19 protein-coding genes are annotated in these 17,114 nt (G+C 59.9%); 7 read left to right on the top strand and 12 right to left on the bottom strand.

The features are described from left to right. Window positions 1-174: 174 nt before the first annotated feature. Window positions 175-714, bottom strand: coding sequence for an NUDIX hydrolase (locus LGH74_RS05600; protein WP_226173230.1), 540 nt, complete (start codon window positions 712-714; stop codon window positions 175-177). Window positions 715-820: 106 nt separating this feature from the next. Here LGH74_RS05600 and LGH74_RS05605 point away from each other — a divergent pair, with 106 nt between their 5' ends. Beyond that, window positions 821-2,260, top strand: coding sequence for a hypothetical protein (locus tag LGH74_RS05605; RefSeq protein WP_226173232.1), 1,440 nt, complete (start codon window positions 821-823; stop codon window positions 2,258-2,260). 146 nt (window positions 2,261-2,406) lie between these two features. On the opposite strand, the gene LGH74_RS05610 is transcribed toward LGH74_RS05605, so the two are convergent. The 3 genes from LGH74_RS05610 to LGH74_RS05620 form a co-directional block, all read right to left on the bottom strand. Further along, window positions 2,407-3,126, bottom strand: a complete 720-nt coding sequence (locus LGH74_RS05610) for a hypothetical protein (RefSeq protein ID WP_226173233.1) — start codon at window positions 3,124-3,126, stop codon at window positions 2,407-2,409. Between the two features lie 47 nt (window positions 3,127-3,173). Beyond that, complete coding sequence (locus LGH74_RS05615; RefSeq protein ID WP_226173235.1) at window positions 3,174-3,827, bottom strand: glycosyl hydrolase 108 family protein; 654 nt, start codon at window positions 3,825-3,827, stop codon at window positions 3,174-3,176. Between the two features lie 148 nt (window positions 3,828-3,975). Then, on the bottom strand, window positions 3,976-4,710 hold the full coding sequence (locus tag LGH74_RS05620; RefSeq protein ID WP_226173236.1) for a L,D-transpeptidase family protein: 735 nt from the start codon (window positions 4,708-4,710) through the stop codon (window positions 3,976-3,978). Window positions 4,711-4,953: 243 nt separating this feature from the next. On the opposite strand from LGH74_RS05620, the gene LGH74_RS05625 reads away from it, so the two are divergent. The 4 genes from LGH74_RS05625 (at window position 4,954) to LGH74_RS05640 (ending at window position 8,120) form a co-directional block, all read left to right on the top strand. Next, the gene (locus tag LGH74_RS05625; RefSeq protein WP_226173237.1) at window positions 4,954-5,922 is read left to right on the top strand and encodes an alpha/beta hydrolase; all 969 of its coding nucleotides are present in this window, start codon (window positions 4,954-4,956) and stop codon (window positions 5,920-5,922) included. An 88-nt stretch (window positions 5,923-6,010) separates the two neighbouring features. Next, complete coding sequence (locus LGH74_RS05630) at window positions 6,011-6,919, top strand: glycerophosphodiester phosphodiesterase (RefSeq protein ID WP_226173238.1); 909 nt, start codon at window positions 6,011-6,013, stop codon at window positions 6,917-6,919. A gap of 182 nt (window positions 6,920-7,101) precedes the next feature. Further along, entirely contained in the window at window positions 7,102-7,302 is a 201-nt protein-coding gene (locus LGH74_RS05635) for a hypothetical protein (RefSeq protein WP_226173239.1), read from the top strand. Window positions 7,303-7,376: 74 nt separating this feature from the next. Further along, the gene (locus LGH74_RS05640) at window positions 7,377-8,120 is read left to right on the top strand and encodes a J domain-containing protein (protein WP_226173240.1); all 744 of its coding nucleotides are present in this window, start codon (window positions 7,377-7,379) and stop codon (window positions 8,118-8,120) included. An 87-nt stretch (window positions 8,121-8,207) separates the two neighbouring features. On the opposite strand, the gene LGH74_RS05645 is transcribed toward LGH74_RS05640, so the two are convergent. From LGH74_RS05645 to LGH74_RS05665, 5 genes are all read right to left on the bottom strand, one after another. Then, window positions 8,208-8,999, bottom strand: coding sequence for an SDR family NAD(P)-dependent oxidoreductase (locus tag LGH74_RS05645; protein ID WP_226173241.1), 792 nt, complete (start codon window positions 8,997-8,999; stop codon window positions 8,208-8,210). 329 nt (window positions 9,000-9,328) lie between these two features. Then, window positions 9,329-10,951, bottom strand: a complete 1,623-nt coding sequence (locus LGH74_RS05650; RefSeq protein WP_226173242.1) for a T9SS type A sorting domain-containing protein — start codon at window positions 10,949-10,951, stop codon at window positions 9,329-9,331. 888 nt (window positions 10,952-11,839) lie between these two features. Continuing rightward, window positions 11,840-12,577, bottom strand: a complete 738-nt coding sequence (locus tag LGH74_RS05655; RefSeq protein ID WP_226173244.1) for a metal-dependent hydrolase — start codon at window positions 12,575-12,577, stop codon at window positions 11,840-11,842. A gap of 144 nt (window positions 12,578-12,721) precedes the next feature. After that, window positions 12,722-13,165 (bottom strand): hypothetical protein, encoded by a 444-nt coding sequence (locus tag LGH74_RS05660; protein ID WP_226173245.1) that lies wholly within the window; start codon window positions 13,163-13,165, stop codon window positions 12,722-12,724. Between the two features lie 91 nt (window positions 13,166-13,256). Further along, a complete protein-coding gene (locus LGH74_RS05665) occupies window positions 13,257-13,595 on the bottom strand; it encodes a winged helix-turn-helix transcriptional regulator (RefSeq protein ID WP_226173246.1) in 339 nt (112 codons plus the stop codon). Between the two features lie 168 nt (window positions 13,596-13,763). Between LGH74_RS05665 and LGH74_RS05670 the strand changes: the two genes are divergently transcribed. Next, the gene (locus LGH74_RS05670; RefSeq protein WP_226173247.1) at window positions 13,764-14,525 is read left to right on the top strand and encodes an MBL fold metallo-hydrolase; all 762 of its coding nucleotides are present in this window, start codon (window positions 13,764-13,766) and stop codon (window positions 14,523-14,525) included. Between the two features lie 314 nt (window positions 14,526-14,839). Here LGH74_RS05670 and LGH74_RS05675 read toward each other — a convergent pair whose 3' ends face one another. Further along, the gene (locus LGH74_RS05675) at window positions 14,840-15,544 is read right to left on the bottom strand and encodes a hypothetical protein (protein ID WP_226173248.1); all 705 of its coding nucleotides are present in this window, start codon (window positions 15,542-15,544) and stop codon (window positions 14,840-14,842) included. 84 nt (window positions 15,545-15,628) lie between these two features. Between LGH74_RS05675 and LGH74_RS05680 the strand changes: the two genes are divergently transcribed. Then, complete coding sequence (locus LGH74_RS05680; protein WP_226173249.1) at window positions 15,629-16,024, top strand: DUF948 domain-containing protein; 396 nt, start codon at window positions 15,629-15,631, stop codon at window positions 16,022-16,024. Here LGH74_RS05680 and LGH74_RS05685 read toward each other — a convergent pair. Further along, window positions 16,011-16,589 carry a leucine-rich repeat domain-containing protein gene (locus LGH74_RS05685; protein ID WP_226173251.1) on the bottom strand — a complete coding sequence of 193 codons (579 nt, stop codon included), beginning with the start codon at window positions 16,587-16,589 and terminating at the stop codon, window positions 16,011-16,013. The two genes, LGH74_RS05680 and LGH74_RS05685, sit on opposite strands and share 14 nt — an antisense overlap. Window positions 16,590-16,661: 72 nt before the next feature. Then, window positions 16,662-17,111, bottom strand: coding sequence for an Imm44 family immunity protein (locus tag LGH74_RS05690; RefSeq protein ID WP_226173252.1), 450 nt, complete (start codon window positions 17,109-17,111; stop codon window positions 16,662-16,664). Window positions 17,112-17,114: the final 3 nt, after the last annotated feature.

Raw genomic sequence — 17,114 nt, forward strand, 5'->3', positions numbered from 1 at the left:
GTAGCTGCGCGGCGGCAAAGTAAGAATTGAAATCCGTGCCAAACTGTGGTGGCGTGGCAACTGATGCATAGAGACGCAACCTTGCGGCTTGCCGTTGAACAACCTGGAATCAGCAGACACCCTAACGTTAGCACCGATTGTGACGCAATTATGCGTCTCTACACTGGTATAGCCTTACACCGCCCACTCGCCGGCCAGCAGCCGGGCCACCAGGGGCTGAATAATGCGGTAGCTGGCGCCCCAGAGTTGGTATTGGCCTACCCGGTAGAAGTCGATGAGCACGGGCTGGGGCCAGCCGGGCAGCTGCCACCACTCCTGGGCGTGAGTGGCCGGGTCGGCCAGGGTGCGCAGGCTGATTTCGAGCACTTCGGCAATTTCGGGCTGCTGGCACCACCACACGGCCGGCCGCCGGATGCGGCCCAGAAACGGCGCAATGTGGTAGCCGCTCGTGAAGGTCGTCAGCTCGGGCAGCGTAGCCAGTATCTGCACGTCGGCGGCTAGTAGGCCCACTTCCTCCTCGGCTTCGCGCAGTGCCGTAGCCAGCAGGGAGGCGTCTTCCGGGTCGCGCTTGCCACCCGGAAACGCCAGTTGTCCACCGTGTATGCCCCGCTCCCCGCGCCGCACCAGCACCAGCTGCAGCTCGCCGGCCGCGTCGCGGTACACGGGCACCAGCACCGCCGACTGGCGCAGAATAGGTAGGGGAGCTTTTTCCATAAGGGCGGAAAGGTAAGGGCACCTCATTTGATACCCAACAATAACAGAACCCCGCTATATTTACCCGTAGCTCCCATTTTTTTCATTATTCCTATCCATTTACTGCATGATTCATTTTAGCCGCACCCGCAACTGGCGGGGGCTGATAGTATTGGCTCTGGCCCTGTTGTCGGTAAGCATTGCCCGGGCGCAGCAGCCGGTCATCCAGCGCATCTACCTAACGGATACGCCTGGTCAGGACTCGGTTTTCAGGCTCGGCAACACTATTGCCTTGGAAGTAACCGGCCTGAACCGCTGGCTGAAGCTGCAGGAGTCACAGCTGATTTCGCAGGGCTTCGACCCGCAAAAAGCCCACAGCAAGGCCCGGGAGCTGGTACTGTACATCGATGATGCGCCCATTGTGGGCATGCCGCCACTGGCGCTCTACGTCGACGAATCGGGGGCCGATGAGGCTCTGACGGCGGCGGCCCGGCGCACTGCTCAGGCCCAGGCCGCCCACCCCGATTCGGCCGCTTCCCCCGCCGACCCCACCGCCAACCTGTCGTTTCTGCTCGATGAGTACCCGGTTGGCATTCCCGATAAGGTGATTTTCAAGCTGGAGCGCAATGTGAACAACTACCGCTACTGGGATGTGGTCTACGACTCGCCCTGGGACTATTACTACACCGGCAAAATCGGGCTGGGCTACGAAGACCGGGTCTTCACTAAGCTGCACCCAACCCGGACTAGCGACGAAATCCGCCTGGTGCTGATTCAGCCCCTCACCCTCTGGATTGCCGTGCTGGGCACCATTGCGCTGGGCCTGGGGCTGCTAGTGCTGGGAGCCCGCTCGTGGCTGCTACGCATTACGCTGCCGCGCGCTACTACTACCACCGCCATTCCTCCGGTGGCCGTGGCCCAGCCGCCCTTCAGCCTAGCCAAGGTGCAGATGGCGTGGTGGACGTTTATTATCCTGGGCAGCTTCCTGGTTATCTACTGCGTGTCGGGTGAGATGCCCGATATTTCCACTACGTCGCTGGCCCTGCTCGGCATCAGCGGCGGCACCACGGCCCTGAACGGGCTGATTCCGCGCAATCCGCCGCCGGCCACGGCCACCACTGGCCCCTGGCTCAGCAGCCGGGGCTGGCTTCCCGATATTCTCTCCGACTCCCACGGCGTGAGCATGAACCGGCTGCAGCAGGTTGTTATTTCGCTACTGATGGGGTATTTCTTCGTGCGCACCGTCTACAACAGCGTAGCCATGCCTGTGTGGACCGACAACCAGATTCTGCTGCTGGCCGTGAGCAGTGCTACTTATCTGGGCCTGGAGTGGCAGGGCAACCGCGTCAGCGACGACCCAAATGCCGCCCCGGCCGGTTCCGTGGCCTACACCGCGCCGGCCTCGACGACTACGTTTGTGGCCCCGGTAGCGCCCGGGCCGGCGCCGGTAGTAGTGCCAGTCGTTGCACCCACCATTCCCACCGCCACCACCGATGCTGCGGCCTCTGATACCGCCGCCACTGACGATACCGCGCCCGACGACCCCACACGGGCACCCAATGGCTGACCCATAGTGGCCCGCCGCAAGACAGAGTAGTGCGGGCTCAGGCAGATCGAAACCGACAAGACGGAAAATACTAACGCCTCTTTACCGCAGCCGTGTGAATTTCACGGCTGCGGTAAAGAGGCGTTAGTATTTTCGGAAATACGCTTTTAGCTACTGGCTACTGCCGGAGAGCGGCCCGCGTCGCGCACTATCAGGGTGAGGGTAGTGGCCACTGAACCGTTTTCCTGCGCGTGGTCGGTGTGGCCCAGCGCATCGAAGTCGCCGTTTAGGTCGGTGAAGCTGGTGACCTGGGTGAGTAGCGTTTTGTCTTCTGCCTCCGTCAGCAGCTTGGCTACCTCTGAGCCCAGTCGGAGCAGCAGGTTGGGGGCTTGCCCGGCTACGGTCAGGGCCCCGCCGGCCAGCCGGGCAGCCAGGCTTTGGTAGGGGGCACTGGCCTGAGCCTGGGTCAGCAGCGTGCCCGTATCGCGCAGGCGCTGTTTGCTTTTGAGCACCGATACCAGCACGTGTACCTGGCTGGGGGCCGTTTCAGCAGTTGGGCCCGGCTCCCAGAAATACACCGTGCGGTCTATTAGCAGCTCTTCCTGGTCGTTGATGCCGGGAAAGCCGGTCAGCGTCACTTGGTCGTCGGTGAGCGGGCGGCCATCGGTAACGGCTACCAGCAGATACAGGTTGGCCCGGCCCGGAAAAGGCCCTACACGGGCCGTGTGGTTGTCTTTGATAAACACCCGCGACAGGCGTACCTCCAGCCCCGTCAGCGTCTGCGACCCGGCCAGGGAGCGGAGGCTAGGTGCCGAAGTGTCGGCTGCCGTATTTGTCGTCGGCGACACCGTACTGAGGAGAGCATCTGCCGTTAAATCAAGCGCCATAAGTCAGGTGTTGAAAAATGAAAACTAAAGCATTAGCCCGTGCGCTGCTAGGCCACGTAGGGAATAGCCGAAATACGGCTCAGCCACGAATGCAGGTAGCGCTGCTCGTCCTTATTGGGTTTTACATTCACGGATTCCAGAAAGCTCACCACGCCGGGCGGCGCTATGGGAAGGCCGGCCCGGTACAGGTAGAAATCCCGCCGCAACGCCACCAGGGCATCGTAGTAGGCCTTGGCCGGCGCGGCATTGATGGCCGCCAGCGTGGCCGGGCCAATAGCTCCGTCGATGACTCCGTGCCAGCCGAAGAAAGTGGCCAGCACGTATTGCGCCATGTGGCCCACCCGTCCCGTGCCGCTGTTCACGCCAATATCGCAGAGCTGACTGGCAATGCTCTGGTTGTTGACACCACTCAGATCCAGGCAATTCCAGTACTCGGGCAGGTAAAACGACTGCACCTCAGCGGCCAACTGCGGGTCTTTCTTCAGAATATTCGTGGCCAGCTCGTTGCGCGGATATAGCCCGCAGTCGGTGGGCCAGTCGGATTTGGCCTTGTATTTATCTACTATAGTCCAGCCGGTCCAATGCGGATGATAGTTCCGGGCCACGCCGCGCCAGGTTTCACCGCCTTGGTCGTGCGGGTCGAAGACGTAGCCGCCTTCATTTTCTACTAACAATGGAAAGTATTTAGCGAAATCTGCCATAGGAAGCGGGTATAATAGGAAAATGAATGTATAGGGAAAAGTAATTATTTTTCCGGCATAGCTACTACTCCGGCTACCGGATAGAAGTAATAGAGTATCCCGTTCGTAGCTCCCGGCTGTCTGTCTGCGTCGGAATGCTATCTGCTTTTTACTTCCCGACGGCTACCGCATATTGCCCGGTGGGCAGCACGGCCACGGTAGGCAGGTCGAGGTGCTCGTCGAAATAGGTGAAGCCGGGCTGCAGGCTTTGCCAGAACCGATAGTGCGGGTTTTTCCCGTAGCGCTCCATATTTTGGGCGTTCATCTCGAAGGGAAAGATGTGAATCTGCATATCCTGCTGGCCGGCGCAGCGGGCTTCCAGGGCCAGCAGGTACACTTCCTGAATACAGTCGTCGGTGATGGGCAGGCAGCCTACCGTCACGTCGGAGCCGTGGACGAAGATGTGGCTGCCCGGGTTGGCCGCGCCCAGGGCCCGGTCGGAGGCATTGGGGTAGTCGAGGCCCAGCGACATGTAGTAGGTGCTGATGGGGTTGAACCGGTCGATGCGGTAGAAGCCTTCGGGCACCTGGTTGTCGCCCTCGGCGCGCTTGGGGCCCAAGCTGCCCGAGGTACCGGCCAGTGGGTAGGTACGCAGCAGCCGAAACGACGTTTCACCCTGGTTGCGGCCCCAGGCTTCGAGCCGCCGCCCCACTTTGAATACCCGGAAAAATACTTCCAGCCGTGCCGGCTCAATGTTGCGGCTGCGTAACAGCGTTTGCAACTGGGGCCACTTACGGGAGTACGCCAGCTTCACCCGCGGGTAGGTAAGCTGATAGTTGCGCATAGCCGGATTGGGCGGGCACGCCGCGGCCAGCAGCAATAAGCTGGCGGCCAAAAGAAACATTCGCATGAAATAGGAGCCCGAAAAAGCCGGCTGAAATAAGGCAGCGGCCGTACTGGAATACAAATAACGGCACTAAGCTGATTGGCAGTATACTATATAGCAGAGAAATAAAAGCATGGACGCATACCGGATTGAGGGCTATTTGTTGTGGTTTAAGTGCTAATTAATAGCAAAAAAGTGCGATATTAAATTTCTGCCGCTTTTCGGTCACCCGATTACATTATTTAGCAAAACCGCTGCCCAATGGCTGACATACAGTACCAACCCGACCTGCTGGGGCCCGAATTCGAGCAGCATACCATTGCCCAGCCCGTCGACTACGAAGGCCCGGTAGTATGCACGCTAGTGCGGCTGCGCAAGCAGGCACCGGGGCCCAAGGCAGTGCTGTACGTGCACGGCTTCACCGACTACTTCTTTCAGCGCGACATGGCCGCCGAGTACCGCCGCCACGGCTTCCGCTTCTACGCCCTCGATTTGCGCAAATACGGCCGCTCGTGGCTGCCTCACCAAACGGCCAACAACGTGCGCAACCTGCGCGAATACTACACCGATCTGGACGCGGCCCTGGCCATTATGCAGCAGGAAGGCTGCACGAATATCGTACTCAGCGGCCACTCCACGGGCGGCCTCATCGTGGCCCTGTATGCCCACGATGGCAACCGGCGGGCGGCCATAGCGGCCCTGTTTCTGAACAGTCCGTTTTTCGACATGCACCAAAACTGGCTTAACCGCCGGCTGGGCGTGCCGCTGGCGGCGCGGCTGGGCCGGTACGCTCCCGACTTCCGGATTCCGGCCAACCTGCCCACCGAATACGGGCAGAGCCTGCACCAGCGCTATCAGGGCGAGTGGGACTATCATCTGCCCTGGAAGCCCATCGAAGTGTTTCCGGTGAACATGGGTTGGCTGCGCGCCATTCACGCGGGACACCGGCGCATTGCCCGGGGCCTGAGCATTTCGAAGCCGGTGCTGGTGATGCACTCCGACAAAACCGTGCGCCATGCAGGCCGCCGCGAGGAGTATGCCGAGGCCGACGGCGTGCTGAACGTGCGCCATATTCGGGAGCTGAGCCCGAGGCTGGGACCTAATGTGACGGTGGTAGCCATTCCGGGCGGCATCCACGATTTGGTATTGTCGCGGCCAGCCGTGCGGGCGGTAGTGTACCGGGAGCTGTTTCAGTGGCTGGCCGCTGTGTTGCCGCCCGGCGCAGCGTAGCCAGCCACCACTTGTTGAGCCCGGCAGCTGTTGGCAAACCAATCGGCTGGGGTCGAACACTTTGGGTAGCAGCTGGTTTTGCTAACGCATGAAAAAGCACTACTGGTTTCTGCTGGCATTGGGCCTGCTGGCCACTACTGCCCGGGCGCAGGTGCCTGGTGGAGAGTCGTTGCGGCGCGCACCGGGGCAAATGGTGGTGGTAGGCCACGCCGGCTCGGGTTTTATTACGCCCCTGAACCCCTTTAACCCCTTGCCACCGAGTAGCCTGCGCAGCGAGCTGAAGGCGCTGGAAAACGGTGCCGAGGGGTTGGAAATTGACCTGCAGCTCAGCCAGGACAGCGTGCCGGTGCTCTACCACGATACCACATTCGACACGATGACCAAGACCGGCCAGGGCTGCACCAACGAGTACCCCGCCGCCGTGCTCACCCGGCTGCGCTACCGCGGCGGCTGGCCCTACGACTGGTTTCAGCACGAGCGGCTGGTCACGCTCGATACGCTGCTGGCGCGCTTGGCCCGGCGGCCGCAGTTTCCCTACCTCCACCTCGACCTGCACGAAAACCTGCCCTGTCTGACTGAGGCGCAGGCTCGCCGCAACTCGGCCGCCCTGGCCCGGCAGCTGGTGCTTCTGCTGCAGCGCTACCAAGTGCCTGCTGCCCGCTTGCTCATCGTGTCGGAAAACCTGGCTACGCTGCAGCACTTCCGCCACCTGTGGCCGGCGCTGCCCCTAGGCTACGAGGTAACCGCTCATTTCGGGGACAACCTGCGGGTGGCACAGGCGGAGAATCTGGAGGCCGTAGTACTGGGCAAACATCTGAACACGCCTGAAAATGTGGCGCAGGCCCATACCGCCGGGTTGGCGGTGGTTGCTTTCGGCGTTCGGTCCCGGCGGGGTATCACCCGAATGGCCGCCACCCACCCCGATGCCTACGAAGTCGACAATGTGGCTAAACTGCTCAAGGTGTTGGGCCGGTCCAGTGCCGCTGTAAAGCCCTGAGAAGCAATAGTCGCCAGTGGGTGGCGGCAGTTCAGATAGCAAATATTAGCGTTGGCAGATGAAAAGGAAGGGTTGAGCAAAATAGCCGGCAGGGTGCCGTAGCATTGCGTCTCTTTGAGAGAAAATAACGCCGGGCACCCCGGGCTTTACCCACCTTCTCTCATTCTCTTTCTGCTTCTGCCATGCGTACTGCCACTTTCCGCCAGAGTTTTGCTTTCGTATTCGTTGTCCTGATGGTCTGCTCATCATTGGGCGCAATGGCCGGTACGCCTTACCAGCGGGCTTTGCGGCAGGGTCGCCGCTACGTGCATCGGCCCATCTACAAGCAGTACCAGCGCCCGGCCCACCGCAGCAGCCGTACGTTTAGCCTGTTTGGCCGCTAAGAAATAAAAAGCTGGGCTATAGGGGCATCAGGGCAGGTTCGCTATTTTGAGCCTTTCCCCGACCAACTCCAGCCATGCAGGATTATTACCGTCTTCTGGGTGTGCCCCTCACGGCCAGTCAGCTCGATATTGAGCAGGCTTACCAGCGGCAGAAAGCGCGCCTGAGCCGGCGCACCGCCGACCCGGCCATGAAGGCGCGCCTGCAGGAAGTGAATACCGGCTACGAAATCCTGGGCCACCCCGGCCGCCGCCTGGCCTACAACGTGCTGCTGGCCCAGGAACCCGCCCACGAGTTGCCCGCCGACCCAACGGAGGTGATGATGAGCCGCTACGCCCCGGCCGCCCGCTGGCTCAATGGCGCGCTGGTGGCCTTCTGCCTGCTATTGGCCCTCGACTGGGTTCTGCCGTTGCGCGAATACGCCGGGGAAGTAGTGCTGGTGCGGCAAATCGTGTCGGTGTCGTCTTCCGCCTCCGACCCGCAGATGGCCTACGACGTCACCACGCCGCGCACCGCGTTTCGGGTGCCCAGCCGCTTGGGGCACCGGGTGCGCAAAGGCCAGCGGCTTACGGTGGCCCAAACGCCACTGCTGGGCGTGGCGCGGCGCATCGTGGCCCCGCCTACTACGCCCGGCGAGTTGCCGTTCTTTAAGCCCTCTGGGGGGAACATCTACGGGGCCTTCAGTTTCCTGCCATTGGTGCTGCTCGTGGTAGCCGGGTTGGGACTATTGCCACGCCGCACGCCCGAAATGCGTGTGAATACGGCTGTGGTCGGGCTGTTGTTGGCCATCGTGACACTGGTGGTGCTGGTATGGTTTTGAGCGGAAAACGGGTTTTACAAAGGCACAAAAAAGCGGCTCCGTAGTACTGCGGAGCCGCTTTTTTGATGCCAAAATGCCAAGCAAAACCTAGCCGATGCTGCGGATAATGCCGCCGTCGACCCGCACCGAGGCCCCGTTGGTGGCCGCTGCCAGGGGGCTGGCCAGGTAAGTTACCATCGTGGCAATTTCGTCGGTGGTGGCAAAGCGCTGGAGCAGTGACGAGGACCGGGCCGTCTGGAAAAAGTCGTGCTCGGCTTCCTGCTTGGTTTTTCCCTCGGCCGAGAGCTTGGCCATAAATTCCTGCACACCCTCGGAAGCCGTGGGGCCGGGCAGCACTGAGTTTACCGTCACGTTGGTGCCTTTCGTCAGCTCGGCCAGGCCACGTGCTACGCCCAGCTGGGCGGTTTTGGTGGTACCGTAGTGAATCATTTCCTCGGGAATCTGCAGGCCCGATTCGCTGGAGATGAACAGAATGCGGCCCCAGTTCTGGGCCAACATCAGGGGAAAGTATTGGCGGGAAAGCCGCACGCCACTCAGCACGTTCACCTCGAAAAAACGCAGCCATTCCTCGTCGGTAATTTCAGCAAACGGTTTGGGCTCGAAAATGCCCACGTTGTTTACCAGAATATCCACCGTAGGCACTTCGCGCAACAGATTCTGCACCTCGTCGGCCTTGCCAAAATCAACGGCCACGCCGCGTACCTTGGCCTGGGGCGTGGCGGTCAGAATAGCGGCCCGGGCCTCGTCGATGCGGGCCGTGCTGCGGCCAGTCAGGATAACCTCGGCCCCTTCAGCTGCCAGCCGCTGGGCAATGGCCAGCCCGATACCGGCCGTGGAGCCCGTTACCAATGCCGTTTTATCAGTGAGTTGTAAATCCATGGGAGAAGCGGGTTGAAAAAAGTAAATTCCCTTCTAAACCGCTCCGCGTGGATTTTGTCTTTGACCGTAGCTCAACATGGCTCAGTGAAATAGGTGGAGTTGCTTAACTGAGTCATTGTTAGAGCTGTCATCCTGCGCTTGCGAACAACCTTGCTCGTCTTGTCGATAAGCTTGATTCAACGCGAAAAGCCCTTTGCCATCAGCGCGGTAAAGGGCTTTTCTACACTTAAAATACTGCAGTGGGGTAGGGGAAGACGGTCCTTCGCTCTGCTCAGGATAACAGCCTAAACAACGTCAGCCCGCAACGCTTCTGTACGACCTTCAGCCCCTTACCGCACCGTTACCAGCTGCGTGGTTACCTGCTGGTTGTGCTCCAGGTTCAGCACGTAGAGGCCACTGGGCAGACTGGAGGTATCGAATACGGTTTCGGTTTTGCCGGTAGCATTGCGCAGCGTCTGCTGGGCCACGATGCGGCCGAAGGGGCTGTAGAGCGTAGCTTTTACGGCTTGATCGGCTTGCGGGGCCTCGATGCGGAGCGTGAAGCGGCCTTGGGCCGGGTTGGGAAATATGCTTGTTTCCAGCGCCGCTGGCTGACTTTCGCGCCGGGCCAGGCCGGCCGCACCCAGCCGGGCCAGGTAGCAGCCCGTAGCTGTACCAGTGGTGGCGTAGGGGCCAAACTGGCAGCTGCCGGTGGCCGTGCCGGCTGTGTACACGTTGTTGCGCCCATCCAGAATCAGGCTACTGCCGGTGCTGTTGCCCGGGCCGCCCACCAGCGTAGTATGCGCTACCGCGCCATTGGCCTGCAACTGCGTAATGAAGGCCTGTCCGTTGCCCCGGGAGCCGGTGAGGTAAGCGCAGCCCGCTAGCTTATCCACGGCAATATCGGTGGGGAAATCGTAGTTGGCCCCGCCCATAGCCGTAGCCCATTCGGCTTGGCCCTGGGCGTTGTAGCGCGTAATAAAGATGTCGGCGCTGCCGGTGCTGGTGAGGGTTGTGGCCCCGAAAGTAGTAGTGCCGCTGAAGCTGTCGGCCAGATAAATCTTGCCGGCTGCGTCGGTGCCCAGGCTGCGGCCGTCGCCGGAGCCGGCCGGGGCCTTAGCCCACTGCAGCTGGCCCTGGGCGGTGCTAAAGCGCAAGAGGAACAGATTGCTGTCGGAGTTGGCGGGCACCAGCGTGGTGCCGTCGATGGTGAGGGAGGTGAAGAAGTTGCCGCTCACGTAGCAGTTGCCGGCTCCATCTACTACGGTAGCGCGGCCGGTGCTGGGCGCGAAGGTTGTACCCGCGGGAGCATCCCACACCTTGGCCCAGCGCACGGCGCCCTGGGTAGAGTAGCTGGCCAGGAAGCTCTTATTCTGCCGGTTGCTGAAGCTCAGCGCGCCAAACTGCACGGTGCTGCCACTCACGCTGCCCGTCACGTAGCTGTTGCCGCTCTGGTCCACGGCCACCGCCCAACCCTTGTTCTGGGTGGCATACCGCTCGGGACCGGTGCTGCTGGCCTGCCGAACCCAGCTCACGCCGCCGCCCGAACCCAGCTTGACCAGCAGTACGTCGTCGGCATCGGGGCTTTGGGAGGTGATTTGGCCGTTGTTGCCGTAGCTGAGCGTACCCCGGAAAGAGCCCGTCACGTAGCAGTTGCCGCTCGGGTCTACGGCCAGGCTGGTAGGCAATACGTCTACGCTGACTTTAAGCTGGGTAACCTGCTGCACCCGGCCACTGGCATCGAGGCGGGCCACAAACAGGCAGCGGCCGGGGCTGGTAAGGCGGCGGTTGCCGAGTTGCAGGCTGTTGTCGAAGCGTCCGGTTAGGTAGAAGTCGCCGGTGGGGGCGCAGGCAATGTCGCTTAAGGAATTGACGCCTTCAATGGACTGCAGCCAGTTCCAGGTGGGGTTTTGAGCGGTGGTGGCCACAGAGGCCAGCAGAAACAGGGCGAAAGCAAGGAAAAGTTGTTTCATAGGAACGCGGAGCGGATGGGAATGATGGGAGATGGTTGAGAAAAAAAGAGGAATTGATGGAGGTCCGGACGCTATGCGGAGCCGCTGCAGCCAGCCCGCGCGCAGCATATAGACCAGGGAAAGACGAAAAAAGGGACTCCCGGCGGCCGGGGTGGGCTCAAGGAGAGAGAAAGAGGCGGGAAAACCACGGCGGGCCTTGGCAGACCAGGCCGCAGGCTATGAATCGATACGGTGGCTTGGTAGCGCCAGCCAGTATATACAACGAAGCGGCCGAAGGAGACGACCCGCTAACTGCTTACTAAAGAGTTATTAAACGTATTTCTGCCCAACTGCTGCCGGTAGAAACCCTACCAACTGCTAACCAACCTCTTCCCACAAACCTAAAAAGAGGCCGGTACCACGATCCAACTGCTTATCCTAAAAATGAAATTATTAAATCTTATTTATAAAGTACATAGTCCTATAAAAAAAGAATTTTGGCCTGCCAGCTGTTTAGCCGTGCTACGGCTGTGCTTACTATATAGGAAAAGCCTGGTTAAAGCCCTGTTAGCCGTAAATACTTGAAGGTGAGAGTAGGGGGAATAAATCTTTGTTGGTTCCTGAATATTCTTTGCCGCCTGCCAGCGCCCCAAACGGCGCGGCAGTTATTCCATCGGTCATTGCCAGTGAATCGTGGCAATTCTTCCGCTGCGCAGTACGACCTGACCTTTTACCAAAAAGCCCTTTCCTGCTCACGCGGGAAAGGGGTTTTTACGCTGGTATGAGCTTCAATGGGTAGACAAGTAAGATCCTTCGCAAGGGCATACACCAGATCAAGCATGGCAGACCAGCAGTTGGTATTGCACCCGAGATGCTTCGGCTGCTCCTCTGCATGCCCCGGACTCCCTACTACTTTACGTATAAACCACCCAAATCCAGCGTTTCGCCGGCCTGCAGGACGTGTACTGTCACAGCATCAGCGGCTGTGAGGTGGGCTTGGAGCTGCTCGGGCGTGCCCACCAGGGAAGCAAATATGCCGTAGTGAAACGGCACCACATGCGGCACCCGTAGCAGGCGGGCGGCGTGAGCCGCTTCGCGCGGCCCCATCGTGTACCGGTCGCCGATGGGGAGCAGGGCTACGGTGGGGTGGTAAAGGTCGGCGAGCAGGCGCATGTCGCCGAAGAGGCCGGTGTCGCCGGCGGCGTAGAGCACCGTGTTATCCGAGAAAGCCAGGATGTAGCCCACTGCCTCGTGTCGGAAGCCGGTTTTGTGGCCCGGCAAATCGACGTGGGCCGCGTGCTGGGCCACGGTCATCGTCAGGCGCAAGTCCAGCACGTCGATGCCGCCGCCCACGTTCATGGGCTCAAACTGCTCGGGTGGTATGCCCTGCTCGTAGAGGTAGAAGCGCACCGGCGCGGGTGCTACCACTTTGGCCCCGGTACGGGCAAGCAGCGCCGGCAGCTCGGGGTCGAAATGGTCGTCGTGGCCATGAGTGATGAGCACCAGGTCGGCGCGCTCGGGCTGGCGCAGGTCTTCGGGAATGAAGGAGTTGCCAGTTAGCCAGGGGTCGAGCAGGATAATGCGGCCCTCGGGCGTGGTAATGCGGAAGCTGGCGTGGCCGAGCAACTGGAGTTGGGTAGTAGGCATACTGGGGCAGGGAATGAAACGGGCTATACCCTATAAAGTAAACGATGGGGCGGTAGCAGCGCTACTTCTCAGTTATGGCTCGGGTACTGCGACAACCTAAGCAGCGCAGGGCACTTGAACTGTCACCGCAGGTCAGCAGTCAGCCTACAGAATGCGGGTGACATCCAGGGCCGGGAGCCCGACTACCGCGCCCGGCAGCTGAGTGCGGCCCAGTAGCTGGGCTAGTTTCCGGGGCAGCTGGCTTACCAGCAGCGGCACCACCGGCCGGGCCACGAGGTGGTAGCGGGTGTCGGCGCGCTCGTGCAGGCGGGTTTTCTCGAAGGAGAACAGGCCGCGCCGGGCGTAGCGGGCAAAGCTCTGGTAGCTGCCGGCCTCGTCGGCTCCTTCTTCCACTTCCGCCGCTTCGGCGGCCGTGGTGTCGGGCAGGGTCAGGAAGTACTGGTGCAGCTCGAGTAGCACCTCCTGGGAAGCCGCTACCGATTCGGGCAGAATACCGCCGCCCGAGGCTACGTGCAGAATGTAGCCCGCCGCGTCTACGGCAAACCAATCGATGTCGGCGTCTTCCTGGTCTTGTTCGTCGATGCGCATAAGAGGGCGAGAGAAGGGAGTGAAGCCGCAAAAGTAGCCCGAAAGTTTGGCCGCGCGGCTTGTGTGGCGCGGGCTGCGGCCTCAGGAGGCCTCAGGAAATCTGCACCACGCCTTCGATGTGGGTCACGGCCCATTGGTCGAGGCGGCGCAGGATGGGGGCCAGCGCGGCACCCTTGGCCGACAGCTCATAGGTGACTTCGGGCGGAAAGCCGTTGTGTACGGTGCGCGCCACCAGGCCACCCGCTTCCAGCTGCCGCAGCTGCTCCAGCAGCACTTTCTTGGATACCCGCGGAATGTCGCGCCACAGCTCACTGAAGCGACGGGGACCGGGAAATAGGTGGAAAAAGATGATGGGCTTCCATTTGCCCGCGAGCAGGCTCAGCGCCACGCGGGTGGCGCAGAATTCGACATCGTGGTAGGTATGGCGCATGGCAGGAACGCGGGAGAAAACAAATAGGTGAACAGGTTACCAGCCGGTAACCTTCTTGGCCCAGGTCTGGGCCCGGCGTACTTTTGACTCGTTCGGAATAGACCAGGGTAGGCATCGTTCGGCCCACTCCCGGCCAGTCCTCCGGCTGCAACTTAACCCGCTTTTGCCATGCAAGTTCAACTTATTCGCAACGCCACGCTGCTGCTCAAGGTAGCCGGTAAAACCCTGCTCGTCGACCCGCTGCTGGCCCCACGCTTTCAGTACGACCCAATACCGCAAACGGCCAACCCGGTGCGCAACCCCACCGCCGACCTGCCCTTCCCGGTCTCCGAGCTGCCGGCGCTGGTAGCCTCCCTCGACGCGGTGCTGCTCACCCACACCCACCTCGACCACTGGGACGACGTAGCCCGCGAGCTGCTGCCTAAAGATCTGCCCATCCTCTGCCAGCCCGCCGATGTGGCTGCCCTGCAAGCCGCCGGCTTCACCCAGGTGCGGCCCATCGATACTGAGCTGGAGTGGGAAGGAATCCGCTTCTACCGCACCGGCGGGCAGCACGGCCGGGGCGAAATCGGGCGGCGGATGGGCACCGTATCGGGCTTCGTAGTGGAAGCCGAAGGCCAGCGCCTCTACGTGGCCGGCGACACCATCTGGTGCGAGGAAGTGCGCCAGGCCCTCGACCTCTACCACCCTAATACCATCATCGTAAATGCCGGCGCAGCTCAGTTCCTGCAGGGCGGCCCCATCGTGATGACGGCCGCCGACGTGGCCCAGGTAGCCCGGCACGCCCCACAAGCCACCGTGTATGCCGTGCATCTCGAAGCCGTAAACCACTGCGCCGAAGACCGCGCCACTACGAAAGCCTACTTGGCCCAGGAAGGTCTCACCGCGCGGGTCCACGTCCCCGCCGACGGCGAGTGGCTAAAGGTCTAACGGGAGGTAGAGACGCATATTTGCGTCTCGTCGTCCGCGCCCCCTGCGTAGCGCCGGACTACCAGCGTCTAGGCACACCACCAATCATTCAACGCCGAACCCGCGGCTCTACCTCAGTCATCCGTCATCCTAAGCCCTGCGAAGGACCTTCCTCGCCTGTATAGCAAACCCCATTCAACGCACAAAAGCCCCTTACCACGCAAGTAGTAAAGGGCTTTTGTCACGTTGGTAGGAGCTACAGGGGGGTAGGTGAGGAGGGGCCTTCACGCCACTTCGTTCCGTTCAGGATGACAGGCGAGACGACGCCAACTGTGCTACGCCGCGCCGGCGCCCTTTCTGGCTTCCCCGGCAGGCGTGGGGGCGGCCAGGCGGTAGAGCTGCTGCTTGAGTGGCTCCGCAACAAAGGCCACTTTGGCGGCTTTGCTCAGCTGCTGGCCAAAGCTGTAGGCCACATTCTGGAGGCGCACGTAGTCGTCGGAGCCTTCGGTGTTGCTGCCTTTGCGCATTTCCTGGTCGGTATCGGCCCGGTCGAGGTCTTTGGCGAGTTGCTGGAGGGCGGCCAGCTTTTCGGCCCCGAAACCATGCTTGCTTAGCTCGGCCTGGTCGCGGGTGGCGCTGCCGATGGCGCCGGGCAACAGGGCGCGCATCTTGTCGTGCTTCTGCCGGGCCTGGGCGTACTGCTTTTTGCCGTACTGGTCGAGGCGGCCGGCATTATTAGGAAAGGCCTGTTCCACATAGTAAAACAGCGCCTGCACCTGGGTGCGGGCCTGGTCCATGAGGGTCGTCACCTCCTGGGTGTCCTCTTTCAAATCGGAGCGCAGGGCCGTGCCCGAGGTAGCCGCATCGGCCGCTTCCAAAGCCGCCAGCCACTGCTGGCCGAAGGCGGCGGTAAAGGTGGGGTTGAAGGCCGCAAAAGCCGCCAGATCGTTGAGGTAATGCCCATGCATAGTGCGCATATCCTGGCGCATGACACTGTCGGGGCTGAGGTACTGCCGCGCCTCGGGTTTATTCTTTTTCATAAGGATAGAAGGATGGGAATGAATACTATCCGTAACATTAGCTAAAGCCGGCTAAGCTGGCAATAGACTGCTAGCCAGCACAGTATGCAAAGGCTTATTGCCGCTATGAACGGGAAGTACAGCGGTACAAACGCCCGTCACGCTGGCGTTAATGATCTTCTAAGCACCGTGCACGACCTTCCAAGGGGTGTGAACGATCTTCTAAAGCCCGTGCACGACCTTCTAAGGGGCGCGAATGATCTTCTAAGCGGTGTGAACGATGTTCTAAGCGGTGTGAACGATGTTCTAAGCGGTGTGAACGATGTTCTAAGCACCGTTAACGTTCTTCTAAGGCCCGTGAAGCATCCTCTAAGCGCCGTGAATGATCTTCTAAGCAGTGTGAAGAAGCTTCGAAGTAGCGGGAGTAACCATAGGAGCGGCGGGGGCAGGGGAGAAACGGAACCGGCCCGCTGTGGGCGGCCCGGACTTAGTAATGCTTAATTTTAAAACTGTGCAAATAGCTTCTGACTTCACGCCGCTTGTTGACTCTCTTAGTAAAGTCAGCTTCTGGATCTACATATCCCTTGCTACGAACTGCGCCGCCAACCACAATAACATCCGGACGGCACTTGTGCATACGAGTCGCTACTGTGTCAGCCTCGACAAATGGTAGCCCACCTCTAATGTCTAGAACCCGAAGTTTAGGGAATTGACAAAACTCAAGTGGAGCAGTCTCAAAATTGTTGAATAAATAATACTCTCCTCCACCCCGACCCTGAAGATGCAGATATCCCCCTGCTGGCAGCTCTTTAAAGTGGAATTTGTATTTCCAGGCGCGGGGATAAAGCCAGAGGTTACGCAACTTCATGCCCAGCAAAATGACCTCTACATTTTGAATGTTATTTAATGAGGTCGGTAAGCTACCTAATTCTTGGCCACGTAAGTCAAGTACGCGCACTTTATCAGGTTCTTGAAGGGCAACTTCTACGTCGTCGTACACTCCCCGCCGTTGCGCCTGCAGGCCCAAGCAGGCAAAACAGCCTAAGAGCAATAGAAATACTTTCATCTTGGCATTGGGTTAAGCCGGTTGCCCAGCTTCGATAGAGTCAGTCTTGTACAGTCACTCGGCACAGCCAAGCTACTGCGAGATAATATGCTGCAAGAGGTTGCTGACCTCAGTAGTAAAGGTTTTTGTGTCAAAATCAGGGTACTTTTTCTGACCTAGGGCAATTAGCTCAAAAGAGGATAGCAACCTTTCAATTAGTAATTGATATAACAGTCCATTAGAAGCTTTTACAGCTTCTTGGTAAGGCAACGCTATATCATAAGTTAAATACTTCTCAAGAGTATAAGGCGCATAAGTACCCTTGTATGTACGCTTAGCTCTTTGATAACGAGGTCGTCTGACCTTGAAGAAGGTATTGAACTCAGGAGATACGCAGATTACACCTATGCATAATTCCTGTATATCATTACCGTAGCTCTTATCTAAAAGCAACGATTTAAGGTCGGTATTTAATGCTGCTACTACAATATCGAGTCGGTTGCCCAATTGCCAACTGGTTTCTAGGCTTAAGAAGAACTTCATATA

The sequence above is a fragment of the Hymenobacter lucidus genome (genome assembly GCF_020447265.1).
Classification (GTDB): domain Bacteria; phylum Bacteroidota; class Bacteroidia; order Cytophagales; family Hymenobacteraceae; genus Hymenobacter; species Hymenobacter lucidus.